Origin of the sequence: Pseudoalteromonas sp. B131b, assembly GCF_037162545.1 — a bacterium.
Lineage (GTDB): Bacteria > Pseudomonadota > Gammaproteobacteria > Enterobacterales > Alteromonadaceae > Pseudoalteromonas > Pseudoalteromonas fuliginea.
Genome location: NZ_JARLUZ010000001.1, coordinates 1,258,391 through 1,280,413, shown reverse-complemented (window position 1 = coordinate 1,280,413; position 22,023 = coordinate 1,258,391). Strand labels below are relative to the sequence as shown.

General features: G+C 39.3%; 14 protein-coding genes, 1 rRNA gene and 6 pseudogenes. 16 read left to right on the top strand and 5 right to left on the bottom strand.

Going from position 1 to position 22,023, the window contains the following annotated elements; genetic code table 11:
* Positions 1–3: 3 nt before the first annotated feature.
* From P4S65_RS05985 to rph, 3 genes are read right to left on the bottom strand one after another with little or no spacing between them, the layout of a single operon-like run.
* On the bottom strand, positions 4–384 hold the full coding sequence (locus tag P4S65_RS05985; protein WP_008139662.1) for a diacylglycerol kinase: 381 nt from the start codon (positions 382–384) through the stop codon (positions 4–6).
* Positions 385–440: 56 nt separating this feature from the next.
* On the bottom strand, positions 441–1,085 hold the full coding sequence (gene pyrE / locus P4S65_RS05980) for an orotate phosphoribosyltransferase (RefSeq protein WP_096792328.1): 645 nt from the start codon (positions 1,083–1,085) through the stop codon (positions 441–443).
* Between the two features lie 18 nt (positions 1,086–1,103).
* Positions 1,104–1,817, bottom strand: a complete 714-nt coding sequence (rph, locus tag P4S65_RS05975) for a ribonuclease PH (protein WP_002958890.1) — start codon at positions 1,815–1,817, stop codon at positions 1,104–1,106.
* 179 nt (positions 1,818–1,996) lie between these two features.
* Here rph and P4S65_RS05970 point away from each other — a divergent pair.
* The 13 genes and pseudogenes from P4S65_RS05970 (at position 1,997) to P4S65_RS05915 (ending at position 16,550) form a co-directional block, all read left to right on the top strand.
* Positions 1,997–2,856 (top strand): annotated as a pseudogene (locus tag P4S65_RS05970) (YicC/YloC family endoribonuclease).
* A gap of 148 nt (positions 2,857–3,004) precedes the next feature.
* A pseudogene (locus tag P4S65_RS21870) lies at positions 3,005–3,141 on the top strand (IS3 family transposase); the annotation flags it as partial.
* Between the two features lie 464 nt (positions 3,142–3,605).
* On the top strand, positions 3,606–5,027 hold the full coding sequence (locus P4S65_RS05965; protein ID WP_337119745.1) for a hypothetical protein: 1,422 nt from the start codon (positions 3,606–3,608) through the stop codon (positions 5,025–5,027).
* Positions 4,982–6,895: a DEAD/DEAH box helicase gene (locus tag P4S65_RS05960; RefSeq protein ID WP_337119744.1), complete on the top strand. Its 1,914-nt coding sequence runs from the start codon at positions 4,982–4,984 to the stop codon at positions 6,893–6,895. Before P4S65_RS05965 ends, P4S65_RS05960 begins: the two co-directional genes overlap by 46 nt.
* A gap of 175 nt (positions 6,896–7,070) precedes the next feature.
* Positions 7,071–7,351, top strand: a pseudogene (locus tag P4S65_RS05955) (transposase); the annotation flags it as partial.
* Between the two features lie 77 nt (positions 7,352–7,428).
* A pseudogene (locus P4S65_RS05950) lies at positions 7,429–8,608 on the top strand (IS3 family transposase).
* Positions 8,609–8,616: 8 nt separating this feature from the next.
* Positions 8,617–9,097 (top strand): annotated as a pseudogene (locus P4S65_RS05945) (IS5 family transposase); the annotation flags it as partial.
* A 304-nt stretch (positions 9,098–9,401) separates the two neighbouring features.
* The gene (locus tag P4S65_RS05940) at positions 9,402–10,763 is read left to right on the top strand and encodes a GGDEF domain-containing protein (protein WP_096792312.1); all 1,362 of its coding nucleotides are present in this window, start codon (positions 9,402–9,404) and stop codon (positions 10,761–10,763) included.
* 114 nt (positions 10,764–10,877) lie between these two features.
* The gene (gene gmk / locus P4S65_RS05935) at positions 10,878–11,498 is read left to right on the top strand and encodes a guanylate kinase (protein WP_337119743.1); all 621 of its coding nucleotides are present in this window, start codon (positions 10,878–10,880) and stop codon (positions 11,496–11,498) included.
* Between the two features lie 125 nt (positions 11,499–11,623).
* The gene (rpoZ, locus tag P4S65_RS05930) at positions 11,624–11,899 is read left to right on the top strand and encodes a DNA-directed RNA polymerase subunit omega (RefSeq protein WP_007378835.1); all 276 of its coding nucleotides are present in this window, start codon (positions 11,624–11,626) and stop codon (positions 11,897–11,899) included.
* 388 nt (positions 11,900–12,287) lie between these two features.
* The gene (gene spoT, locus P4S65_RS05925) at positions 12,288–14,393 is read left to right on the top strand and encodes a bifunctional GTP diphosphokinase/guanosine-3',5'-bis pyrophosphate 3'-pyrophosphohydrolase (RefSeq protein WP_008139659.1); all 2,106 of its coding nucleotides are present in this window, start codon (positions 12,288–12,290) and stop codon (positions 14,391–14,393) included.
* Between the two features lie 12 nt (positions 14,394–14,405).
* Positions 14,406–14,798 carry a RidA family protein gene (locus tag P4S65_RS05920; RefSeq protein WP_007378833.1) on the top strand — a complete coding sequence of 131 codons (393 nt, stop codon included), beginning with the start codon at positions 14,406–14,408 and terminating at the stop codon, positions 14,796–14,798.
* A gap of 144 nt (positions 14,799–14,942) precedes the next feature.
* A complete protein-coding gene (locus P4S65_RS05915; protein ID WP_337119742.1) occupies positions 14,943–16,550 on the top strand; it encodes a DUF342 domain-containing protein in 1,608 nt (535 codons plus the stop codon).
* Positions 16,551–16,597: 47 nt separating this feature from the next.
* Here the strand turns inward: P4S65_RS05915 and asnA are convergent.
* Positions 16,598–17,592 (bottom strand): annotated as a pseudogene (asnA, locus tag P4S65_RS05910) (aspartate--ammonia ligase).
* A gap of 197 nt (positions 17,593–17,789) precedes the next feature.
* Here asnA and asnC point away from each other — a divergent pair.
* The 3 genes from asnC to recG are packed head-to-tail and all read left to right on the top strand — an operon-like array spanning position 17,790 to position 21,116.
* Positions 17,790–18,248 (top strand): transcriptional regulator AsnC, encoded by a 459-nt coding sequence (gene asnC / locus P4S65_RS05905; RefSeq protein WP_007378830.1) that lies wholly within the window; start codon positions 17,790–17,792, stop codon positions 18,246–18,248.
* Between the two features lie 40 nt (positions 18,249–18,288).
* Positions 18,289–18,975, top strand: coding sequence for a tRNA (guanosine(18)-2'-O)-methyltransferase TrmH (gene trmH, locus P4S65_RS05900; protein ID WP_007580009.1), 687 nt, complete (start codon positions 18,289–18,291; stop codon positions 18,973–18,975).
* A 59-nt stretch (positions 18,976–19,034) separates the two neighbouring features.
* Complete coding sequence (gene recG / locus P4S65_RS05895) at positions 19,035–21,116, top strand: ATP-dependent DNA helicase RecG (protein WP_033041124.1); 2,082 nt, start codon at positions 19,035–19,037, stop codon at positions 21,114–21,116.
* A gap of 745 nt (positions 21,117–21,861) precedes the next feature.
* On the opposite strand, the gene rrf is transcribed toward recG, so the two are convergent.
* A 5S ribosomal RNA gene (gene rrf / locus P4S65_RS05890) occupies positions 21,862–21,976 on the bottom strand.
* Positions 21,977–22,023 lie beyond the last annotated feature (47 nt).

Sequence of the window (22,023 nt, the reverse complement as noted above, 5' to 3'; positions counted from 1 at the left end):
CGCTTAAGCGATTTTCATATAAAGGCTTACACCCCAAATGATCAACACGATCGTTAATGAAAGTGTTACGGCTGCAGATCCCATATCTTTGGCTCTGCCTGACAATACATGTAATTCTGTACTTACTCGATCAGTTAATGCTTCGATGGCAGAATTTAGTAATTCAACTATTAGTATAATAAGCAATGAGCTTACTAGGACTGCCCAATGTAATAATGATGAGGCAAGCCAAAATGAGATAGGGAATAATATAAGGCTTAGGAGTAGCTCTTGTCTAAATGCTGCTTCTTCTTTAAATGCAGCTTTAAAGCCAAGGTAGGAGCAATAACTTGCTTTAAAAACACGCTTAAGGCCTAAGCCATTTGGTTTTAATACATCTTTCATTAATAAACTCTATGAATGAAGGTCAAAATAAAGCCCCGCACTGCGAGGCTTTTTATTTACGCTACGCCGTATTGATCACGGTAAGCTTTAACTGAAGCTAAATGCTCATCCATCGTTCCTTGGTTTTCAAGGTAACTAATAAGATCAGCTAATTTTACAATAGAGATCACTTGGGTATTAAAGTCGCGTTCAACTTCTTGAATAGCAGATAACTCGGCTTTACCTTTTTCTTGGCGATCTAATGCTATTAATACACCGCTAAGATCTGCGCCATTTTGTGCAATAATTTCCATTGACTCACGAATAGCAGTACCTGCGGTTATTACATCGTCCACCAGCATTATTTTGCCGTTGAGTTCTGAGCCTACTAATGTACCGCCTTCACCATGTGCTTTTTTCTCTTTACGATTAAAACAGTAAGGTACATCTTTATCATGGTGATCTGCTAATGCAACCGCTGTCGTTGTCGCTATTGGGATACCCTTATACGCGGGACCAAATAGTACATCATACTCTATCGCTGAATCTTCTAATGCTGATGCATAAAAACGACCTAAGCGTGCTAAGTCACGACCTGTATTAAACAAACCGGCATTAAAAAAGTACGGACTTGTACGGCCTGACTTTAAAGTAAACTCACCAAATTTTAATACCTGCTTCTCTAGAGCAAATTCTATAAACTCTTTTTGATAATCTTTCATATCGAGTGGCCTACCTATTTATGCTAATGCTTGCTTTTGTACGTCAATGATTTCACGAATAGAATGTTTAGCTAAAGTAAGTAGCTCATCTAGCTCATCAAACGAGAAAGGTTCGCCTTCGGCTGTACCTTGAATTTCTATAATTTTACCTGTTTCGGTTAAAATTACATTCATATCAGTCTCAGCAGCTGAATCTTCAATGTATTCTAAATCGCTAATTGCTTGGCCTTTATATATACCAACTGAAATAGCTGCAATCATATGTTTAAGTGGGTTTGAATTAATCATACCTTTTGCACGCATATGCGTTAACGCATCAACAAGTGCAACACATGCACCACTTATAGAAGCAGTACGTGTACCGCCGTCAGCTTGAATAACGTCACAGTCAATGGTAATTGTGTTTTCGCCAAGCGCTTTTAAGTCAACAGCCGCACGAAGTGCACGTGCAATTAAGCGTTGAATTTCCATAGTACGGCCGCCCTGCTTACCACGTGCAGCTTCACGAGCATTACGCGTATGCGTTGCTCGCGGTAACATACCGTATTCAGCATTGATCCAACCTTTACCCTGACCTTTCATGAAACGAGGAACGCCCGATTCGACAGTAGCTGTACAAAGTACTTTGGTGTTACCAAACTCAACAAGTACTGAGCCTTCAGCATGCAAAGTATAATTACGTGTAAATGTAACAGGTCTAATTTGGTTAGGTGTTCTTTCGCTTGGACGCATTGACGATCCCCTTAATTCAGAATTTGCGACATTATAAGTGTATGTGGGTATAGATACCATGCTGATTTAAATAAATAGCTGTATGCAAAATATTCAGTGTATTAAATTTTCCCTAGAGCTTAAGCAGTGTTACGGTATAATCATCATAGTATTGTATTTATAAATTTAGGAAAATATCCATGATCCACAGTATGACAGCTTATGCGCGTCGCGAAATAAAAGGCGATTGGGGAACTGGCACTTGGGAAGTTCGTTCAGTGAACCAGCGTTACCTTGAAACATTTATTCGTGCACCAGAGCAATTTCGTGGCATGGAACCGGTTATTCGTGAGCGCTTACGTAAACACTTACAACGCGGTAAAGTTGAGGTTTTTTTAAAGTTTGTAGCAAACCCTGCTCATGTTGGGGAGCTATCAATTAACCAAGCTCTGGCTGAGCAACTTATAAATAGTGCTAAATGGGTTCAACAACAAAGTAATGGCGACATTAACCCTGTTGATATATTACGTTGGCCTGGCGTTATGGAAGCACAAGAACTTGATATGGATAGCGTTAATACAGCGCTAATTGTTGGTCTTGATCAAGTAATAGAAGATTTTAAATCAGCACGTGGCGATGAAGGTGCAAACCTTGAAGAAATGATAGCAATCCGCCTTGATGCGATTTTAGAACAAGTAGAAATTGTAGAAACGCACATGCCAGAAATTGCTAAATGGCAGCGTGAAAAACTGGCTCAAAAATTAGAAGACTTAACAGCAAACATTGACGAATCGCGCCTTGAACAAGAACTTATTTACCTTGCGCAAAAACAAGACGTGGCTGAAGAATTAGATCGCTTAAAGTCTCACGTTAAAGAAACTAAAAAATCCTTAAAAAAGGAGGCGCATGTGGCCGCCGCTTAGATTTTATGATGCAAGAATTTAATCGTGAAGCTAACACGCTAGCGTCTAAGTCTATCAATAGTGACATCACTACTGCAGCCGTAGAGCTAAAAGTACTAATTGAACAAATGCGTGAGCAGATCCAGAATATTGAGTAATACTTCTGAGTATACGTTCTCAACGCCCTATAAAACCTAGCATTTGCTAGGTTTTTTGTTTTCTTTATTTATTAAATTACCGTATCCATTCAAACGGCTAACTAGTAAAAGGTAATAATCCCTGAAAAATAATAGAAGCTATCGTTTATTCAGTATGACTGATGATTATAATCACGAAGGACTCACAAAAGGTGCTGAATTACCACTCCCAGCCGAGCGTGTTATTGGTCACTTAATCAAATTATAGAATGGCGCGGAAAGCCTACATTTATCAGGTGTGACAATTAACCCGAATATACTAATTATTCATTCAGGTACCTTATGTAGCATGGTTTAACACGACTGGCTAAGCTACTATATTTACGTAATATTAGTGAGTTACAAGATATACCTAAAGATTGGTTATGGACTTATAATAATGAACAACCTAACATCGAGTTAGACGATACAAAAACTAAAATAATAACCACGTAGATATTCTACTGCCCGTCTATATTATGAATGGGGATACCGTGGAAACAGTAATAAATAATAATTAAGAACAGGCTTATAAATATTAAAACTAAGTTTTAGCAATCTTGTCTATAACTTACTAAATATAAGGAAATAATTTAAATGATAGGGATTTTCAAATCCGCTTTACATGCTCTATTTGGCCGAAAAAAGCATTTATAGATTTTACTCCTAGTAGCTCAACTCAAACGACCCAACTTTCTAGCAGCTCAGCGAAGAAAATCAATAATTTCAAAGTGAGACATAAAGAACCAAAAGCTACCCCAGAAGTAGATAATGCAATTATCAACGAAAATAAAAATAAGGATCGCTGCCAACGTATCCTAAATTACTGGTTAGATGCTGAGTTGTTTGATTTACCGGAGTGTCCTGTTGATTATAAAAAGAATCTTATCAGTGAACCGGCTGATAAGTTTAAAACAAGTTGGATAGAACAAGCCGAAGACAAGTTCAAAGATGGCAAACTGGAAATAACTGAAAATAGCCGTTTAATGATTATGTTTCAATGTCATCGCGCAGGCTATATTGCTAAAGATGATGAAAAACACCCTAACTATAAAACGCCTCGTACATACCTTGTTGGACAAGCACTAATACCTCGTTGGGATGAAGATAGGGAGATTATTGTATGGTCACGTTCAGAAGAAGATGAAGACCTGATTATTAACTTGGCAACTATTCGTACATTATATCGTCGCTGCAATTCATCTATCCCTGATAGTATGAGCTTGTCTGAATGGGTAGAAGCTCGAATGGAAAATATAGAAACAGTTCTCCACTCAGGTTTTCTGTCTGAAGATGAAAATACGCCGCTGACATCAACAGAGTTGAGCAAAAGAATTCTACTATTAAACAGAGAGTTAGCTGGACAGTTCTGGCCTGATGAATTATCTCGACAGTTTATGATAGAACAATGCCAGCCAATTGATCCTAGCTATGATTCCAATTCAGATATACCTGAAGTTGGAAAAAAATCAGGAGCCGTTACATTTCGTTGGCGTTTTTGTTATTACCCGGATGGGTTAGAGAGTAAACAACTAGGTCCATTTTTTGTTGATGATCTTGAAAGGTCCATTTCAGCTGTTAGTAAATGGGGTACAAAGGGCTTATCTTTACCTTTGAGATCTTATTTACTCGGACGTAAGGATAAAACCGAAGTCCCGGAAGCAGTTAACCAAGGCGACTTTTTCTGGCCTTTAACTAATGGCATTATATATGGACGTTGGCCTGAGAACCCCGAGTTTGGCCTTAGTTTGCTACAGTCATTTGCTGTGAATACAGCAAAAAAGGCAGGCGATAACCCTGTTGTTGCTGTCAATGGTCCTCCTGGGACAGGTAAAACAACATTATTAAAAGATATTATTGCTGACAAACTTGTTTCGCGTACTCTGTTATTAAAGGAGCTTAGCGATAAAAATGACTGGTTCAGTGATGAAAAAGTCACTCGCTTAATTATGCAACACAGTATGGTTGTCGCTTCTAGCAATAATAAAGCTGTTGAGAATATATCTAAAGAATTACCTTCCTTATCAAAACTTCATAAAGCGTTCTCCTCCAAAACCAAGCATTTTAAAATCGTTGCCCCAGAAGGTGACTGGGGGTATTTTGTGCAGTGTTGGGGAATTCAAAAAACCGTAAAGCATTTAAACCACTTTTGAAGGCGCTCTCTGCGCATCTCAATAAAGTGAGTGATTTCTTTCACCTTGATTCTTTAATGAAAGATTTGAAGAAAAAAGGCAAAGAAAGTGCAAAAGAAATTATTGCTAACTTTGTTCAGTCATTACAAGAGCAAGAGAAGCTTATGTTGTTGGCCAGTGATATTAAGAAGTGTCATGCTAACAATAAGTATAATAAGTTTTTCTTACCTTTTACAGACGCGTTAATTAGCATAGAGCAGTCAGAATTATCAATAGATGCGTTTTCAACTAATTGGGCTAAATTTACTAATGAACAATGGCTAGCAGTGATAGAAGCTTTAGATTCTTTTAAAAAACAGTGGTTTGGTAAAAAACTTCATCAAGACCATAGTGAACGAAAATTTAAAACAGCTAAAAGTGATTTTGAAAATGCCTTTGCAAAGATAAAAAAGTTAGCTGATAGATCGTCTAAAGAATGGGTGTTTGATCATGATAGACACTTAATTGGTACAAAGGCTTATTCGAAAAGAAGTGACGAATCTTTCGAAGAAGCAGAAAAAAGATTGCAACAACAATCACCTTTAGGAAGTGAAGAGCTAAACCGTTGTAGAAGTGAATTATTTATTTATGCTATGGCATTGAATGAAGCGATTCTTGAGCAAGGAGCAAGTCAGTTTAAAAAGCACTGGGGAAATCTTGGTCAACTTATTGATGGTCGACTAGAAACTAAAGAAGCTATTCCTGAGCATCAACAATTATGGTCAATGTTGTTTTTGTTTTTTCCTGTGATTAGTACCTCACTTTCTTCAGTAGAGAATCAATTTAAGTTAATGCAAAAAACAGGTGGTTTTGGCTTATCAATGATCGATGAAGCAGGTCAGTCTGTTAATTATCATGTGGCTGGCCTTCTACAAAGAAGTAGGCAAACTATTTTTGTTGGAGATCCTATCCAGCTTGAGCCAGTAGTAACAATGCAACCTTCAATTGACTTAGCTATAGCAGCTGATTTCCTTCCAATTTCTAAAAAAGATACCGCTCGCCAGTGGGGAGATGATTACATAGTTAGTACTAGTTCTGCTCAGTCTCTTGGCGATAATGCAGGGCAATACATTGCAAAAATAGGTGAGCGAAAAGTAGGTATTCCTTTATTAGTACATAGACGGTGCACCGAGCCTATGTTTTCTGTGGCAAATAAAATTGCGTACGATAACCGCATGGTTCTAGCTAGCCAGCCTTTTAAGTGGAAGGCTATTCAGAGTGGCTGGATAAACGTTTCGGAAAAATCTGATGAAATAAATAAGCAGGGATATGCTAATCAAAAAGAGGCAAGAATTGCACTTGACGTAGTTCAGTTTTTGGTTAAAGAGCAACCCGAAATGGTTGCTGGAGGAGTGTACATAATTACACCGTTTTCTAATATGAGTGCTGTATTGAAGAAAGAGTGGGAAAGTAGATCAAACGATTCAGGTAATCATGACTGGATGCAGGAAGCGTTAGGTGAAAGTAAACAGAAACAAAACTTAGCTACTTTTGCTGAAGATAATATTGGTACAGTTCATACCTTCCAAGGGAAAGAAGCTTCAACAGTAATTATATGTACCGCAGCGTCTAAGGTGCGTAATAAAGCAGGAGGTATAACATGGGTTAATGGGAAACCTAATTTACTCAATGTGGCCGTTACTCGGGCAAAGCATCACTTATTTGTTATCGGAGATATCAACGACTGGTCTACTGATACTTTATCCTCTGAATTACAGCAAGGAGGTATGAATTGCTATGACAGCTTTGACCACTTTACCGAGAAAGAATCAGTGCTGTATGACGATTTCGAAGAAAATAAGGTAATGACAAAGCAAGCTTCTACAGAAGTAGAGTTTAACTTTGGTTAGTTTAATTCGAACCTTTAATATTGGGTAAGCAGAATCGCATTAAAAAGCCTAGATTTTTCTAGGCTTTTTTGTTTTCTACCGTTCTAGGGGCTGTTGATTTTTCAAGTATACTTTTTAAACAGCATCGTGAGCGGGTATAATTTACTTCGCCAAAAACAAAAAATAGCGACTCTCTATGCTAAGACTAATGTTAACAGATGAACGTTGGGAAATCCTTTACAAAGCAATGCTAAGTTCGGGGAGAATTTATGATAAGCCTGCGCATCAAATAACCATGGAAGGAATACTCTATCGAATGCGAACAGGTTTACCATAGCGTGATTTACCAAAAGAATTTGGATGCGCTGGAGTAAGGTTTCTCGCCGATTTAACCTATGGTCAAGTAAGGGGGTCTTATCTCATGCTTTCAATATATTGGTGGATTCTGAAGACGTCGAATGGCTCTTTATAGATGGGTGTAGTGGTACAGTGATTTTGGCCACCCATTAAGAAAGAAATGTTATGCTAATAAGCATACAAATTTGGGTGAAAAAATGACGAAATTAAAACGCGCAACATATTCAGCGGCAATTAAATTAGAAACGGCTCAGCTTGTAGTAGACCAAGGTTATACGCAAGAAGACGCAGCAAAAGCTATGGGGGTGGGTAAATCAACCGTAAGTAAATGGGTTACTCAATTAAAGCTAGAACGCAATGGTCAGACACCCACAGCTTCACCAATGACGCCCGAACAAATTGAAATCCGCGAACTTAAAAAGCAAATCCAACGCATTGAATTAGAAAAGGATATATTAAAAAAGGCTACCGCTCTCTTGATGTCCGACTCCCTGAACAATTCTCGTTAATCGAGAAGTTAAATCAACGAGAGCGTTATCCAGTTAGTCTGCTGTGTAGCGTATTCAATGTGCATCGCAGCAGCTATAAGTACTGGGCCATACGGGATACAGCGCCGACACCTGAGCAAGCAAGATTAGAGGCTGAAGTAAAAGCAATACATGCGATGAGTGGTGGTTCAGCAGGGGCACGGACAATCGCAGCGATAGCAACGAACAATGATTTTGAATTGAGCCGTTATCGTGCAGCTAAGCTAATGGTTAAATTAAAGCTCGAAAGCTGCCAAGTACCTCAACATTCATATAAACGTGGTGGTAATGAACACCTTGAAATCCCAAACCTGCTTGATAGACAGTTTGATGTTGTTGAGCCGGATACCGTGTGGTGCGGTGATGTGACGTATATTTGGACAGGCAATCGCTGGGCTTATTTAGCCGTGGTTATTGATTTATTTGCACGCAAAGTGGTTGGCTGGGCAATGTCGTTGTCACCAGATACTAATTTAACGCTAAAAGCGCTTGAACTCGCATATGAAAGCAGAGGGAAACCGACAGGACTCATGTTCCATTCAGACCAAGGTAGCCATTATACAAGTTTAAAATATCGTCAACGTTTATGGCGCTATAAAATCACACAAAGTATGAGTAGACGTGGAAATTGTTGGGATAATGCGCCAATGGAGCGATTTTTAGAAGCTTTAAGACGGAATGGATGCCAAAGATTGGATATGGAAACTTTATAGACGCTAAATATAGCGTGAGTGATTACATAAATGGATATTACAACAATGTTAGGCCGCATCATTATAATGCCGGTTTAGCACCAAATGAATCTGAGGTTAGATATCAAGATTCTAAAACTGTGGCCAAAATTAGTTGACCACTACAGGGAGTATTATCAGTGCTCATCAACATGGAACGGGTGCGGCTTCTTCAGCGACCGAAGATATAGGGAAGAGCCGAGGAGGCAACTCAACCAAGATCCATTTAGCGTAGATAGCGGCGGCTTACCTGTTTACTTTGAGTTTTCACAAGGACAAGTAAACGATATCGTTCATGCAAAAAGTTTGATAAAAAACTCGCCGAAAGCTGAACATGTTGTCGCAGATAAGGGCTATGATAGCGACACTTTTCGTGAAAAAATAGAAAAATGGGAGCAGATTCAACAATCCCAAGAAGGAAGAGCCAGAAGAAAGGTAATAAGGATGTTGATTGGTGCTTATATAGATACAGACATTTGGTTGAGAATGCATTCGGTAGAATTAAAAATTATCGAGCAATAGCAACAAAATACGATAAATTATCGCGTAATTATTCAAGTATGATTACGCTTAGTTTTTTGATGATGTGGCTGCCAATGCATGCATGAACAATTTATATACAGCAAAGTTCAACAGATCCTAGGGCAAGGGTAATAGCATGAAAAAAAGCGGACTACTTGTAAATTTTAGTGATAAGCACGCTGGAGTTAATCTAAACAGACTGAGAAACATTCAAAATCTAGATCGCTTTTGTTGATTCCATTTTGAGCTACCCTTACCATTAGTGTCCTTGCCCTGTCAAACCATCAAAGTGTATTATGTAGGTACTAAGCTATCCCCTAAATAGTTACCATAACTAAATAAAACTATAATTAACTATGCAACGATCAAATATGTAGGATACATAGAACTATGTCTAAATTTCCAAGTCTATCTACTGTTAGCCGAATAAGAGGTTTGTCTGCTTTATTGCTATTTTTTTTATTGATCGTAATTTTATATTCTCTAAGTACTTTGCAAACCATTGAAAAGGAAATGCATGAGTTAACTAAAGTTGATATTCCATTAAATGAAAAGATTAATGAAATAGAAATATTGCAAATTAAGCATCATTTATTGATGGAGGTCTCTGAAAGTAAATACTTTAAAAACACTGAAATTCAAAAACATTTAGGGCTTAAAAACAATATAAAAGAAAGTATTGAACATCAGATTGTACGAATTAGATTAGCTTTAAAAATCATTGAACAGGGTATAGCAAACGAACACATTGCTGTTGTCCAAACAGCACACATTTCTGCTATTGATTCAATAAAAAGATTAGATCAACTATATTCTGATTATAAAAATTACCTAGCAATTTTGCCATTAAAAAACAAAAACTTAAGTATAGAACAATGGAATCATGCCAAACAGTTAGACACGCAACTTGATAATGAGGTTGAGGCCCTTTTATTAAAGTTAGAAGAAGTTACAAAGGAAGTCTCTATTTATACCAATAAACACCTTCAACAATTTGTTATTATTAATTTTATTTTAGGACTGTGTGCTCTAATAATTGGTTCTATTATGACTCAATACATTATTAGCTCTTTCAGAAAGACATTCTCTCGAATTCATGACCATTTAGAGACAATTCGTGGTTCACTAGCCGACTCTGATGTTGAAGATGTGCCTGTTCAAGATGAAGCTAAAAAAGATGAGCTTAGATACCTAGAAAAAAACTTACAAACACTTTCCGAAAATTTGTCTCAAGAGCTAATAAATAGAAAAGACGCTGAAAATAAATTACTAGAACTTGCAACAAAAGATAGATTAACAGGGGCTTATAATAGACATCGTTGGGAAGAGCAGCTTACTCATGAGTTAAAAATAGCGTCTAGAGGCGGATTACTCGGTGTACTTGTACTAGACGTAGACCATTTCAAAAAAGTTAATGATAGTTATGGACATGATGTTGGCGACAAAGTTCTTATAAAATTAGCCCGTGAAATTACTAATGAACTCAGAGAAACAGATCTACTTTATAGACTCGGTGGTGAAGAGTTTGCTGTATTAATTCGCGGGCAAAGCAAAGAACAGTTACTCCATTGTGCTGAGCAATTAAAAGCTTATATAAGCAATATTAATTTCCCTAAAATAGATCATATAACGCTAAGTATTGGAATTACGAGTTATAAGCCAAATGATACTGAGAACACTTTTTTTAAGCGTGCTGATATTGCTCTTTACGAAGCAAAAGCTGATGGACGAAATAAAGTAAAATTTGCTTAACCCAAACCCATTTTGACCTAGTTGAGTACCATTCACTAAATACAGTACAATGCGGGTATTAAAGGCTTAGTTTACTCGTAATCCAAGCCTGTTTATTTTTAAATAGAGAATGTAATGGTAAAATCGCGCGGAAACCTATTTATTTTATCAGCCCCTTCTGGTGCTGGTAAATCAAGCTTAATCAATGCGTTATTAAAAAAGCATACTGATATGAAAGTATCGGTCTCGCACACGACTCGCTCTCCTCGCCCCGGTGAAGAAAATGGCGTGCATTATCATTTTGTCTCTACAGATGAGTTTAAAGCGCTGATTGAAAAAAATGACTTTTTTGAATGGGCTCAAGTATTTGATAATTACTATGGCACATCAAAGCAAGCTATTGAGTCGCAACTTGATGCGGGTATTGATGTGTTTTTAGATATTGATTGGCAAGGCGCGCAGCAAGTGCGCAAAATTATGCCAAGCGTACAAACCATTTTTATTCTACCTCCTTCAAAAAAAGAGCTAGAGCAGCGTTTAAATAACCGTGGCCAAGATTCGGCTGACGTTATTGCCGGACGTATGGCACAAGCACAATCTGAAACGTCACATTATAACGAGTATGACTTTGTAATTGTAAATGATGACTTTGAGAGCGCACTTGCTGATATAGAAATGATTGTAATGGCTCAACGCTTAACCCTAAAAGCTCAAGAAGATCGTCATCAAGTTTTACTAAATAGTCTGCTTAAATAATTTAAGCCTATTTAAATTAGGCTTAGGCGAGTAAAACTGATAAAAATTGAACACTGGCTATTGGCGAAAGTGGCTCCTTGGAGTAAACTACGCCTTTGCTTTTAAATTATTTTTGGAGTGCTGTGATGGCCCGCGTAACAGTTGAAGATGCAGTAGATGCAGTTGGTAATCGTTTTGACTTAATTTTAGTTGCGGCTCGTCGTGCCCGCCAAATTGCTGTTGGTGGTAAAACGCCACTAGTAGACCCTGAAAACGATAAACCAACGGTTGTTGCTTTACGTGAAATTGAATTAGGTTTAGTTGATAGCGCTTCAATGGACTTAATTGACCGTGAAGAACAACAACACCAAGAAGCAGCAGAACTAGCTGCTGTTGCTGCCATTGTTGGTGGCAATCAATAATCGACCTCCCGGTCTGATTTAGCCAACGGCGCAGTATTTCTACTATAGCCGTTGGCAATCCATTCTTTTCATCGTATATTCGTAACTTACCTAATTTACTTCACTAGGGCCTGTTTATCTTTCGAGGTTAAATTTGCAGCAGCATGCATGGTATTTAGGCAAGGCAGAGCCTATGTAGTGTGGTTATTCCCCATGCATAGGCGATAACGCAGCATAAGTGCCAAACATGCGCAGCCCGAAGGGTTCTGCCTAGGGGCAATTTACTCTTTGTTGCTCGGTTTTTACTTAGCCCGCTAGGCTAAAAACCTCGCGCCGCGATTAAATCGCCCCTAGATTGAACAAATTTTAATCCTGAAAGGTCAACGGGCCCTAGAACATTGGAGTGTAAATGTATCTTTTTGAAGGTCTTAAAAAGAAAATTTCTGAATACTTGCCTGCTGCAGATGTAGAGCTGGTACAAAAATCTTACGTGGTAGCCCGAGAGGCCCACGAAGGACAAACTCGCTCAAGTGGCGAACCTTATATTACTCACCCTGTTGAAGTAACTCAAATTCTTGCCGGCATGCATCTTGACCATGAAACGCTCATGGCCGCGTTAATGCACGATGTAATTGAAGATACTGATTTTAGCCAACAAGATTTAGCTGAAATTTTTGGTGAAACGGTTGCTGAATTGGTTGAAGGTGTAAGTAAGCTCGATAAGCTCAGCTTTAAAGATAAAAAAGAATTCCAAGCCGAAAACTACCGTAAAATGATTATGGCTATGACTCAAGACATACGAGTTATTTTAATCAAGCTTGCTGATAGAACGCATAATATGCGCACATTGGGTGCTCTTCGCCCCGATAAACGCCGCCGTATAGCACGCGAAACACTAGAAATATACGCGCCGATAGCAAACCGTTTAGGTATTCACGACATTAAAAATGAGCTTGAAGATTTAGGTTTTCAAGCTCTATATCCTATGCGCCATCGTGCACTTAAATCTGAAGTTGCAAAAGCACGTGGTAATCGAAAAGAAGTTATTTCAAATATTCAAAACGAAATTGAAGCGCGCCTTGAAGAGTCAGGCATAAAAGCGACGGTATCGGGCCGCGAAAAGCACCTTTATAGTATTTATAAAAAAATGCTTAATAAAGAACTGTTATTTAACGAAGTCATGGATATTTACGCGTTTAGAATTGCGGTTGACTCTATGGATACGTGTTATCGCGTATTAGGTGTTGCTCACAGCCTTTATAAGCCTATTGAAACGCGCTTTAAAGACTATATTGCAGTGCCTAAAACCAATGGCTATCAGTCACTTCATACTTCTTTAGTTGGCCCACACGGCATACCTGTTGAGATTCAAATTCGTACTCACGACATGGATCATATGGCAGACAAAGGCGTGGCCGCACACTGGATGTATAAAAAATCAGGTGATGGCGCGGGCAATACGTCACAACAACGTGCTCGCCAATGGATGCAAAGTTTATTAGAGCTTCAGCAAAGTGCTGGCTCATCATTTGAATTTATAGAAAATGTAAAAACTGAGCTATTCCCTGAAGAAATTTACGTATTTACGCCAGATGGCCGAATCGTTGAATTACCAATGGGCGCAACAGCTGTTGATTTTGCATACGCTGTACATACTGACGTTGGAAATACGTGCGTAGGGGCAAGAGTAAATCGCAAACCTTACCCTTTGAGTAAAGCGCTTGATACCGGCCAAACAGTAGAAGTAATTACTAGCTCTGGGGCTCACCCAAATGCAACTTGGCTAAACTTTATTGTTACCGGTAAAGCACGGTTAGGCATTCGTAACTACCTTAAGAGTCAGCATCACGAGGAAGCGCTGTTATTGGGCAGGCGTTTACTCGACTCCGCACTTGGTGAAAATAAGTTCGACAGTATTCCTGATGAGAATATAGCGCGAGTACTTGAAGAACATGAACTTTCTACACTACTTGAGTTACTAGTAGCAATAGGCTCTGGTAATCTGATGAGCATGTTAATTGCTAAACGCTTATTACAAAACGAAAACGATGATTTAACAGACATTACCAACCAAGTCAAAGCAACCATTATTGGCACCGAAGGTATGTTAGTTAATTACTCTAAGTGTTGCCGCCCTGTACCTGGGGATGCAATAACTGCACATATAAGCCAAGGCAAAGGATTAACTGTTCATCGCCAGGAATGTAAAAATATTCGCGGCTGGGAAAGTGAGCGCTCTAAATACTTAGTTGTAAAGTGGGACGATAATCCAGAGAAAGAATATATCGCAGCCCTTAGAGTCGAGATTATTAATCATCAAGGGGCGCTTGCAAAGTTAACCAATGTTGTTGCGACTACCCAAGCCAATATTGTGGAAATAGCCACTGATGAAAAAGAAAGTAATTTATACGTGATAGATTTAGGGGTTACCGTTAAAAACCGTATCCACGTTGCTAACATTATGCGACGCATTCGCGTTATGCCTGATGTACAAAAAGTCTATCGTAAAAAATAAAATAGGAAACACATGAATAAAGCATTTATTTCTACCGACAAAGCGCCTGCAGCAATAGGCACATATAGCCAAGCCGTTAAAGTAGGAACGGCTGTCTACTTATCGGGTCAAATACCATTAGTGCCTGAGACTATGGAAGTTATTTCGGAAGACTTTGGCGAACAAACACATCAAGTATTTAAAAACATTGCTGCTGTATGTGAAGAAGCTGGGGGTCAGATACACGACCTAGTTAAGGTGAATATTTACCTTACTGATTTATCTAACTTTGCTATTGTTAACGAAGTAATGAGCCAATACTTCAAACAACCATACCCTGCTCGTGCCGCAATTGGTGTGCGTGCGCTGCCAAAAGGTGTGCAAGTTGAGATAGATGGAATAATGGAACTACCTTCAACTAATTAGTATTACCTACGAGCTATGGTCCCAGCTATAGCTCTATTTCTCCATAACCTCGTTTTGTTTTCTTGACTCAAAAGTAAATTTCTAGCAATCTGTTATTATGTAATATACTCAAACTTAACTTAAGTAGTAGAGAAGGATTAACTAGTGTTTAAGCTTGCTCATAATGGAAATATTTTACTTGATGTAAGTAAGCACGCTCCGCCGAGTGCTGCGTTCGTGATTGAAGCTCTCGAAATGTCGACTTTTTGTGACTGTAAAATCGATCATGAAGCCATAAACAACTTCTTCAAAAATAAAAATACTGAGTCAGTTTTAGTTGTTGCAACTAAGTACGATGCCGCAATCAAGATAGAAATTAGCGATGATAAAATGCTAGCTATAGGCGAGCTCACTCTCGCTCAGGGCGGTAAGCAGCTAAGCCTAGATGATGCGAAAAAATACCTTGTTAAAGCTGGAATAGTTCGTGGCTACAAGCAAGTATTTTTAGAACAATTACTAGAAAAACAAGCCGAGCTATCACCTGGGACAATCGTTAAAGGTACTCTCGCCAAAGGGCGGCTTCCAAGTGATGGATTAGCGACAAAATTAGTAACAGTGGTAGAAACCCTAAAAGATCGTTTAAACGCGCCAAAATTAAAAGAAGATGGCAGCGTTGATATGCGTGACTTTGGAAAACTCGCAAGTGTAGAACCTGGTACAGTACTTATTCGACAGCACCCCGCAACCCCTGGTAAAGAGGGCTTCACAGTAGTCGGTGATATACTTACCGCTAAACCTGGTGAAAATAAACAACTGGTCGCAGGTGAAGGCACTGAAATATCAAAATTAAACCCTATGGAATTAGTCTCTACTATTGCCGGCGTTCCTGTAGAAATTAATAACGGAATGCGTGTAGATGATATTTTTACAATATCTGATGTAAATGTGAAAAGTGGCCATATCGACTTTGAAGGCAGTGTGATTGTTACACGAAACATCGATCCTGGTATGAAAATAAACGCAAAAGGCGATATTACTATCTTAGGTACTGTCGAATCAGGGGAGCTTACTGCTGGCGGTAATATCACTGTGAAGCAAGGTGTAATTGGCCATCAAAAGCCTGAGGATAAATCGTTATCCTGCAAATTAGTTTGTGCTGGAGATGTCCATGTTTCTCATTCACAGTATTGTTATATAGAAGCAGCTAACATATTTATTGATCGCCAAACTAGCCACTGCGTTATGAAAGCGAAAAAATTACTACAAGTTGGTCAAACAGACTTACCTAAAGGTAAAATTTTTGGTGGTGAAATACTGGATGCTACAACGCTCATTGCTGGTGAAATAGGAAACGAATCAGGCGCAAAAATGGCAATAAATTTAGCAGCTTCAGGCGCTGAAATAACTGCTGACACAGACAATTGCTTTAAAGATTTAGCAAATACAGATCAACAATTAGATACTCTTCAAGCTGCTCTCGAAAAAGCTGATTTAGTTAAAGATATTGATAAAAAGAATCAGCTAATAGCCAAAATTGGCGCTACACAACTGCATTATTGCCAACAGGCTGAACAATTAGAAAAACGCCTTTCGAGCTTAGATCATGAGTTACATGATTTGCTTAGTGATGCAAACCTTGCTGTTAACACTGTTTTGCATTCTGGAGTAGAAATTCATATTTTTAATAAAGTACTCAAAACAATCCGTAATTACCCACCATGCAATGTAAAGTTGTTGAATAATAAAGTAGAAATCGAGTTTAAAACACACTAGAAATGAGTGCAAATACAGGCACTCAAATCAATAGCTCCTCATATACCCTAAAGTAAATCACTTACTGTATCGTAAGTTTTATTTGGCCACACACTAACCTGTACTTGTCCAATATGTTGCTTTTGCAGTAGTAACATAGCCAAGCGCGACTGCCCTATTCCACCGCCAATTGTTTGCGGAAATTTACTTTGTAGTAGCGCTTTATGCCAATCAAACTCTAAGCGGTCTTCATCTCCAGTTGTACTTAACTGCGCTTTTAAAACCTCAGGGCTTACACGTATACCCATTGATGAAATTTCAAATACATCTTCAAGTACTGGATTCCATACTAAAATATCACCATTTAAACCCATGTATTGATCGCATGTTGGCGTAGACCAATCATCGTAATCTGGGGCTCTTACATCGTGAATTTTGCCATCACCAAGCGCGCCACCAATACCAATTAAAAATACAGCACCATATTCTTGTGCAATGGCTTTTTCGCGTTGCTTAGCGCTAAAGTCAGGATACATTTTACGTAGCTCTTCACTGTGTACAAACTTAATGTCGTCCGGTAAAAAAGGCGTCAAACCATAAGACTCACTTACAAAAGCTTCCGTCTCTTTTATCCCTTTATAAATAGATTGAACAGTTTGCTTTAGTGTTGCCAGCGAACGCTCTGTCGTTTTGTTAATTACTTTTTCCCAATCCCACTGATCAACATATACAGAATGAATAGGACTTAATGAATCTTCATCTGGGCGCAAAGCTTTCATTTGAGTGTAAATACCCTCACCAACACCAAAGCCATAAGTTGCCAGTGTTTTACGTTTCCACTTAGCCAGTGAATGCACCACTTCGTAGCGGCTATCTGTAATCGCTTTCACATTTACAGCAACTGCGTTTTCATGGCCGCTTAAGTTATCTTGCGTGCCGTCGCCAACCTTAGCCAAAATAGGGGCTTGAACCTCAACCAGCCCTAGTTGGGTTTCTAGTTGCTGTGAAAAAATTGCTTAACTTTACTTATTTGCTGCTGTTGCTGGACATAGTGTGAACTCATAATAATTGGCCTCATTCCCAGTTATTGTTACTTGCTTAATTGATAAAAAACGCTCTAATGAGCGCCTTCAATGAAGTTAATGTAACGATTTAAAGGATTAATTCAATATCCCATAACAAAAATAGCTTCAATATATAAAAAGCATTAATTAAGTGGTATAAAAACCATATATTCGATAATTTTATGACAAATATATAATGGAAAATTATTTAATCGATAATCTCGATAAACAGATACTTCATGCGTTAATGGCAAATGCCCGTACTGCGTATGCCGAATTAGCAAAAAGATTTAATGTAAGCGCAGGGACAATTCACGTAAGAATTGAAAAAATGAAGCAAGCAGGGATCATTATAGGCACCCAATTAACGATTAATACTAAACAGCTGGGCTACGATGTGTGCTGCTTTATAGGCATTAATTTAAATAACGCACGTGATTACCCGCAAACGCTTATAAAGCTAGAAGCATTAGAGGAAGTGGTAGAGGCTTATTACACAACAGGTAACTACAGTATATTTATAAAGGTAATGACAAAGTCCATTGATCACTTACAAGATGTGCTGATTAATAAAATACAGGCAATAGAAGCCATTCAATCAACAGAAACACTTATTTCTCTACAAAATCCAATTAGCCGTACGGTAATGCCTTAACTGCAAAAATCTCGTATAATTGCCGAAAAAGAGGATAACCATGCAGCAAACTCGCTATCAAAGAATCGAAGACGTACTTTCGCGCCGTCAAACAGACCTAACCGTGTGTTTAGAAGACGTGCACAAACACCATAACTTATCTGCAATAGTACGAAGTGCTGATGCGGTTGGTTGCCATCACGTACATGCTGTATGGCCTGAAAAGCAAAAATGGCTAACAAATAATACCTCAGGTGGCAGTAAAAACTGGCTAGAGACGCACTTACATAGAAATATTGATGATGCCGTTACTGCAATGCGTGAACGCAATCCAGAAATACAAATACTCGCGACTCACCTATCAGAAGATGCCGTTGATTTTAGAGAAGTAGATTACACCAAGCCAACGGCTATTATTGTTGGACAAGAAAAAACAGGGATCTCAGAAAAAGCCCTAGAATATGCTGATCAAAATATTATTATTCCAATGCAAGGCATGGTGCAATCGCTAAATGTTTCAGTTGCTGCTGCGCTAATATTGTTTGAAGCACAGCGCCAGCGTGAACTTGCAGGTTTATACAATAGAGATATGCTCAGCGCTGAAGTTAAGCACCCGCTTTATTTCGAAGGTTGCCACCCTATTATTGCAAGGCAGTGTAAACAAAAAAAATTACCTTACCCTGCACTTGATGAAAACGGCGAAATAGTCGCTGATGAGCAATTTTGGCAAGCTTTAAAACATACTTGATGCACTTACACTCTGTAAGTACACTTAATCTACATTAAATAATAAAAGTTGAGCCTACTTTGTCTAAACCTAGCTTAAGCCAATACCCAATAACAGAACTTAAAGGGGTTGGTCCAAAAATGGCCGAGCGCTTGTTGAAGCTAGGTATTTTAACTGTACAAGATATGCTCTTTCATTTACCACTTCGCTACGAAGATCGCACTCGCTTATACGCAATTAATGAGCTGCTACTTCATAGTCATGTAAGTGTGGAAGCAACAATTGAAACAAGCCAAATCACGTTTGGTAAAAGGCGCATGCTTGTTTGCCAAATCAATGATGGTACTGGGAGGCTAACATTACGGTTTTTTAATTTTACCGCCGCACAAAAAAACGCATTTAGTGCTGGTAAAATAATACGTTGCTTTGGTGAAGTGCGCCGTGGCCGTGTTGGCTTTGAAATGAGTCATCCTGAATACAGCATCAGCGATACCTCTAACGAGCAGCCGGTAGCGACAACATTAACGCCCGTTTATTCAACTACCGAAGGTTTAAAGCAACTATCGATTAGAGCTTTAAGCGAACAGGCTATTGATTTACTAAATAAATACTCAGTAGAAGAACTACTGCCTTCACAGTGGCAGCCATCAAATATGCCACTAAGTGACGCCTTATTATTACTGCACCGCCCACCAAATGATGTTGATGTAACTGCATTAGAGCAAGGTACTCACCCTGCTCAACAGCGCCTTGTATTTGAGGAGTTACTTGCTCAAAACCTCAGCTTATTAAAAGTACGAGAGCAAGGGCAACAAGTTAAAGCCGTGGCATTAAATCCGGTAAACACATTAGAAAGCCAATTTTTAGAGCAACTTCCTTTTGCACCCACAAATGCGCAAAGCCGCGTAGTTGCTGAAATTAAAGGTGACATGCAACACGCGTATCCCATGATGCGTTTAGTACAAGGCGATGTAGGCTCTGGTAAAACCCTAGTAGCAGCACTTAGTGCACTAACAGCCATTGCTCAGGGCTTTCAAGTCGCTTTAATGGCTCCTACTGAAATTTTATCAGAGCAACATGGTGTTAATTTTACAACGTGGTTTAATCAACTAGGTATAACAGTTGCTTGGCTTGGCGGTAAAACAAAAGGCAAAGAGCGCGTAGCAACACTTGAAAAAATAGCCTCTGGTGAGGCGCAAATGATTGTAGGTACTCACGCTTTATTTCAAGATGAAGTTAAGTTTAATAACTTAGTGCTTATCGTTATTGATGAACAACACCGCTTTGGTGTTCATCAGCGTTTATCACTGCGTGAAAAAGGTAAGTTTGGTGATTGCTATCCCCATCAACTGGTCATGACTGCAACACCCATCCCACGCACACTCGCTATGACAGCGTATGCCGACTTAGAAACCTCTGTAATTGATGAGCTACCACCAGGGCGTACGCCAATTACAACAGTGGCACTTCCTGATACTCGCAGAGACGATATTATTGCCCGCGTTAAATTAGCGTGTAACGAGCAAGGCCGCCAAGTTTACTGGGTGTGTACACTTATTGATGAATCAGAAGTCCTGCAATGCCAGGCAGCCGAAGACAGTGCACTGCAGTTAAAAGAAGCATTACCAGAGCTAAACGTAGGCTTAGTACATGGGCGAATGAAATCAGCTGAAAAACAAGCCATTATGAGCGAGTTTAAGGCAGGTAATATACATGTTTTAGTTGCCACTACGGTTATTGAAGTTGGTGTAGATGTCCCTAATGCGAGCTTAATCATTATAGAAAACCCTGAGCGCTTAGGCTTAGCACAGCTGCATCAGTTACGCGGGCGAGTTGGCCGCGGCGCTACGGCATCGCATTGTGTGCTTTTATATCACGCACCACTGTCTCATACCGCTCAAAAGCGATTAGGTGTACTACGCGATAGTAACGATGGCTTTGTGATAGCAGAGCGCGATTTAGAAATTCGTGGCCCTGGTGAAGTTCTCGGCACAAAGCAAACTGGTTTAGCAGAATTCAAAATTGCAGACTTAACGCGCGACAAACAAACACTTAATCAAGTAAGACCTATCGCGCAGCAAATGCTAAAACAATACCCTCAACATGTAGATCCTCTGATTCATAGATGGCTTGGCAATAAGTCAAACTACGCACAAGCATAACCCTCATTGAAATATATTTTCACTTTTCTGCAGACGTAAAAAAGCCCGAATCGTTAGATCCGGGCTTTCTACAATGTGAAGTCGGTGCGCTACCCAGTAGAATGTCGTAGTGCCCACAGCGGTAGAAAGTCACGTAGCAAATGCTACTGTATTGGGAGGTCGGACTGGGATAATGGCCGACTGAGATATTGAGGGGTTTTGTTGTGATTCTAGCGTCGGGAGTCGCTTCGCTCGCTCGCCCTACGTGATGGGTGTTGATGTAGTGTGTGTTAATTGCGCATATTTCACTTTTCTGCAGACGTAAAAAAGCCCGACTATTTCTAGTCGGGCTCTCTACAATTTGAGGTCGGTGCGCTACGCAGTAGGATGTCGTAGTGCCCACAGCGGTAGAAAGTCACATAACAAATGCTACACTATCATTGTGTCGGGGCGGCCTTCCGTGGGGCTCGCCTTCGAGCTGTTTGGTTTCACTACTGAGTTCGGTATGGGCTCTGGCTACCGCTTTTATTTTCACTTTTCTGCAGACGTAAAAAAGCCCGACTATTTCTAGTCGGGCTCTCTACAATTTGAAGCCTGGTAATGTCTTAGTGCCCACAGCGGTAGAAAGTCACATAACAAATGCTACACTATCATCGGTCGAAGCTTTGACTTCACTACTGAGTTCGGCATGGACTCTTGGCTATTTATTAAATCCCAGATAGCAAAAAACCCGTTACATTACTGTAACGGGTTTCTTTAATTTGAAGCCTGGTAATGTCCTACTTTCACATAGCAAATGCTACACTATCATCGGCGCTGTTTCGTTTCACTACTGAGTTCGGCATGGGATCAGGTGGGTCCAAAACGCTATTGTCACCAAGCAAATATGGTGCAAAGAATTAATGACAAGCACGTAGTGCTACCATTT

Excerpts from the sequence above, each read along its gene's own strand:
- P4S65_RS05985 (WP_008139662.1), bottom strand. The coding sequence starts at position 384 with ATGAAAGATGTATTAAAACCAAATGGCTTAGGCCTTAAGCGTGTTTTT.
- pyrE (WP_096792328.1), bottom strand. The coding sequence starts at position 1,085 with ATGAAAGATTATCAAAAAGAGTTTATAGAATTTGCTCTAGAGAAGCAG.
- rph (WP_002958890.1), bottom strand. The coding sequence starts at position 1,817 with ATGCGTCCAAGCGAAAGAACACCTAACCAAATTAGACCTGTTACATTT.
- P4S65_RS05940 (WP_096792312.1), top strand. The coding sequence starts at position 9,402 with ATGTCTAAATTTCCAAGTCTATCTACTGTTAGCCGAATAAGAGGTTTG.
- gmk (WP_337119743.1), top strand. The coding sequence starts at position 10,878 with ATGGTAAAATCGCGCGGAAACCTATTTATTTTATCAGCCCCTTCTGGT.
- rpoZ (WP_007378835.1), top strand. The coding sequence starts at position 11,624 with ATGGCCCGCGTAACAGTTGAAGATGCAGTAGATGCAGTTGGTAATCGT.
- spoT (WP_008139659.1), top strand. The coding sequence starts at position 12,288 with ATGTATCTTTTTGAAGGTCTTAAAAAGAAAATTTCTGAATACTTGCCT.
- P4S65_RS05920 (WP_007378833.1), top strand. The coding sequence starts at position 14,406 with ATGAATAAAGCATTTATTTCTACCGACAAAGCGCCTGCAGCAATAGGC.
- asnC (WP_007378830.1), top strand. The coding sequence starts at position 17,790 with ATGGAAAATTATTTAATCGATAATCTCGATAAACAGATACTTCATGCG.
- trmH (WP_007580009.1), top strand. The coding sequence starts at position 18,289 with ATGCAGCAAACTCGCTATCAAAGAATCGAAGACGTACTTTCGCGCCGT.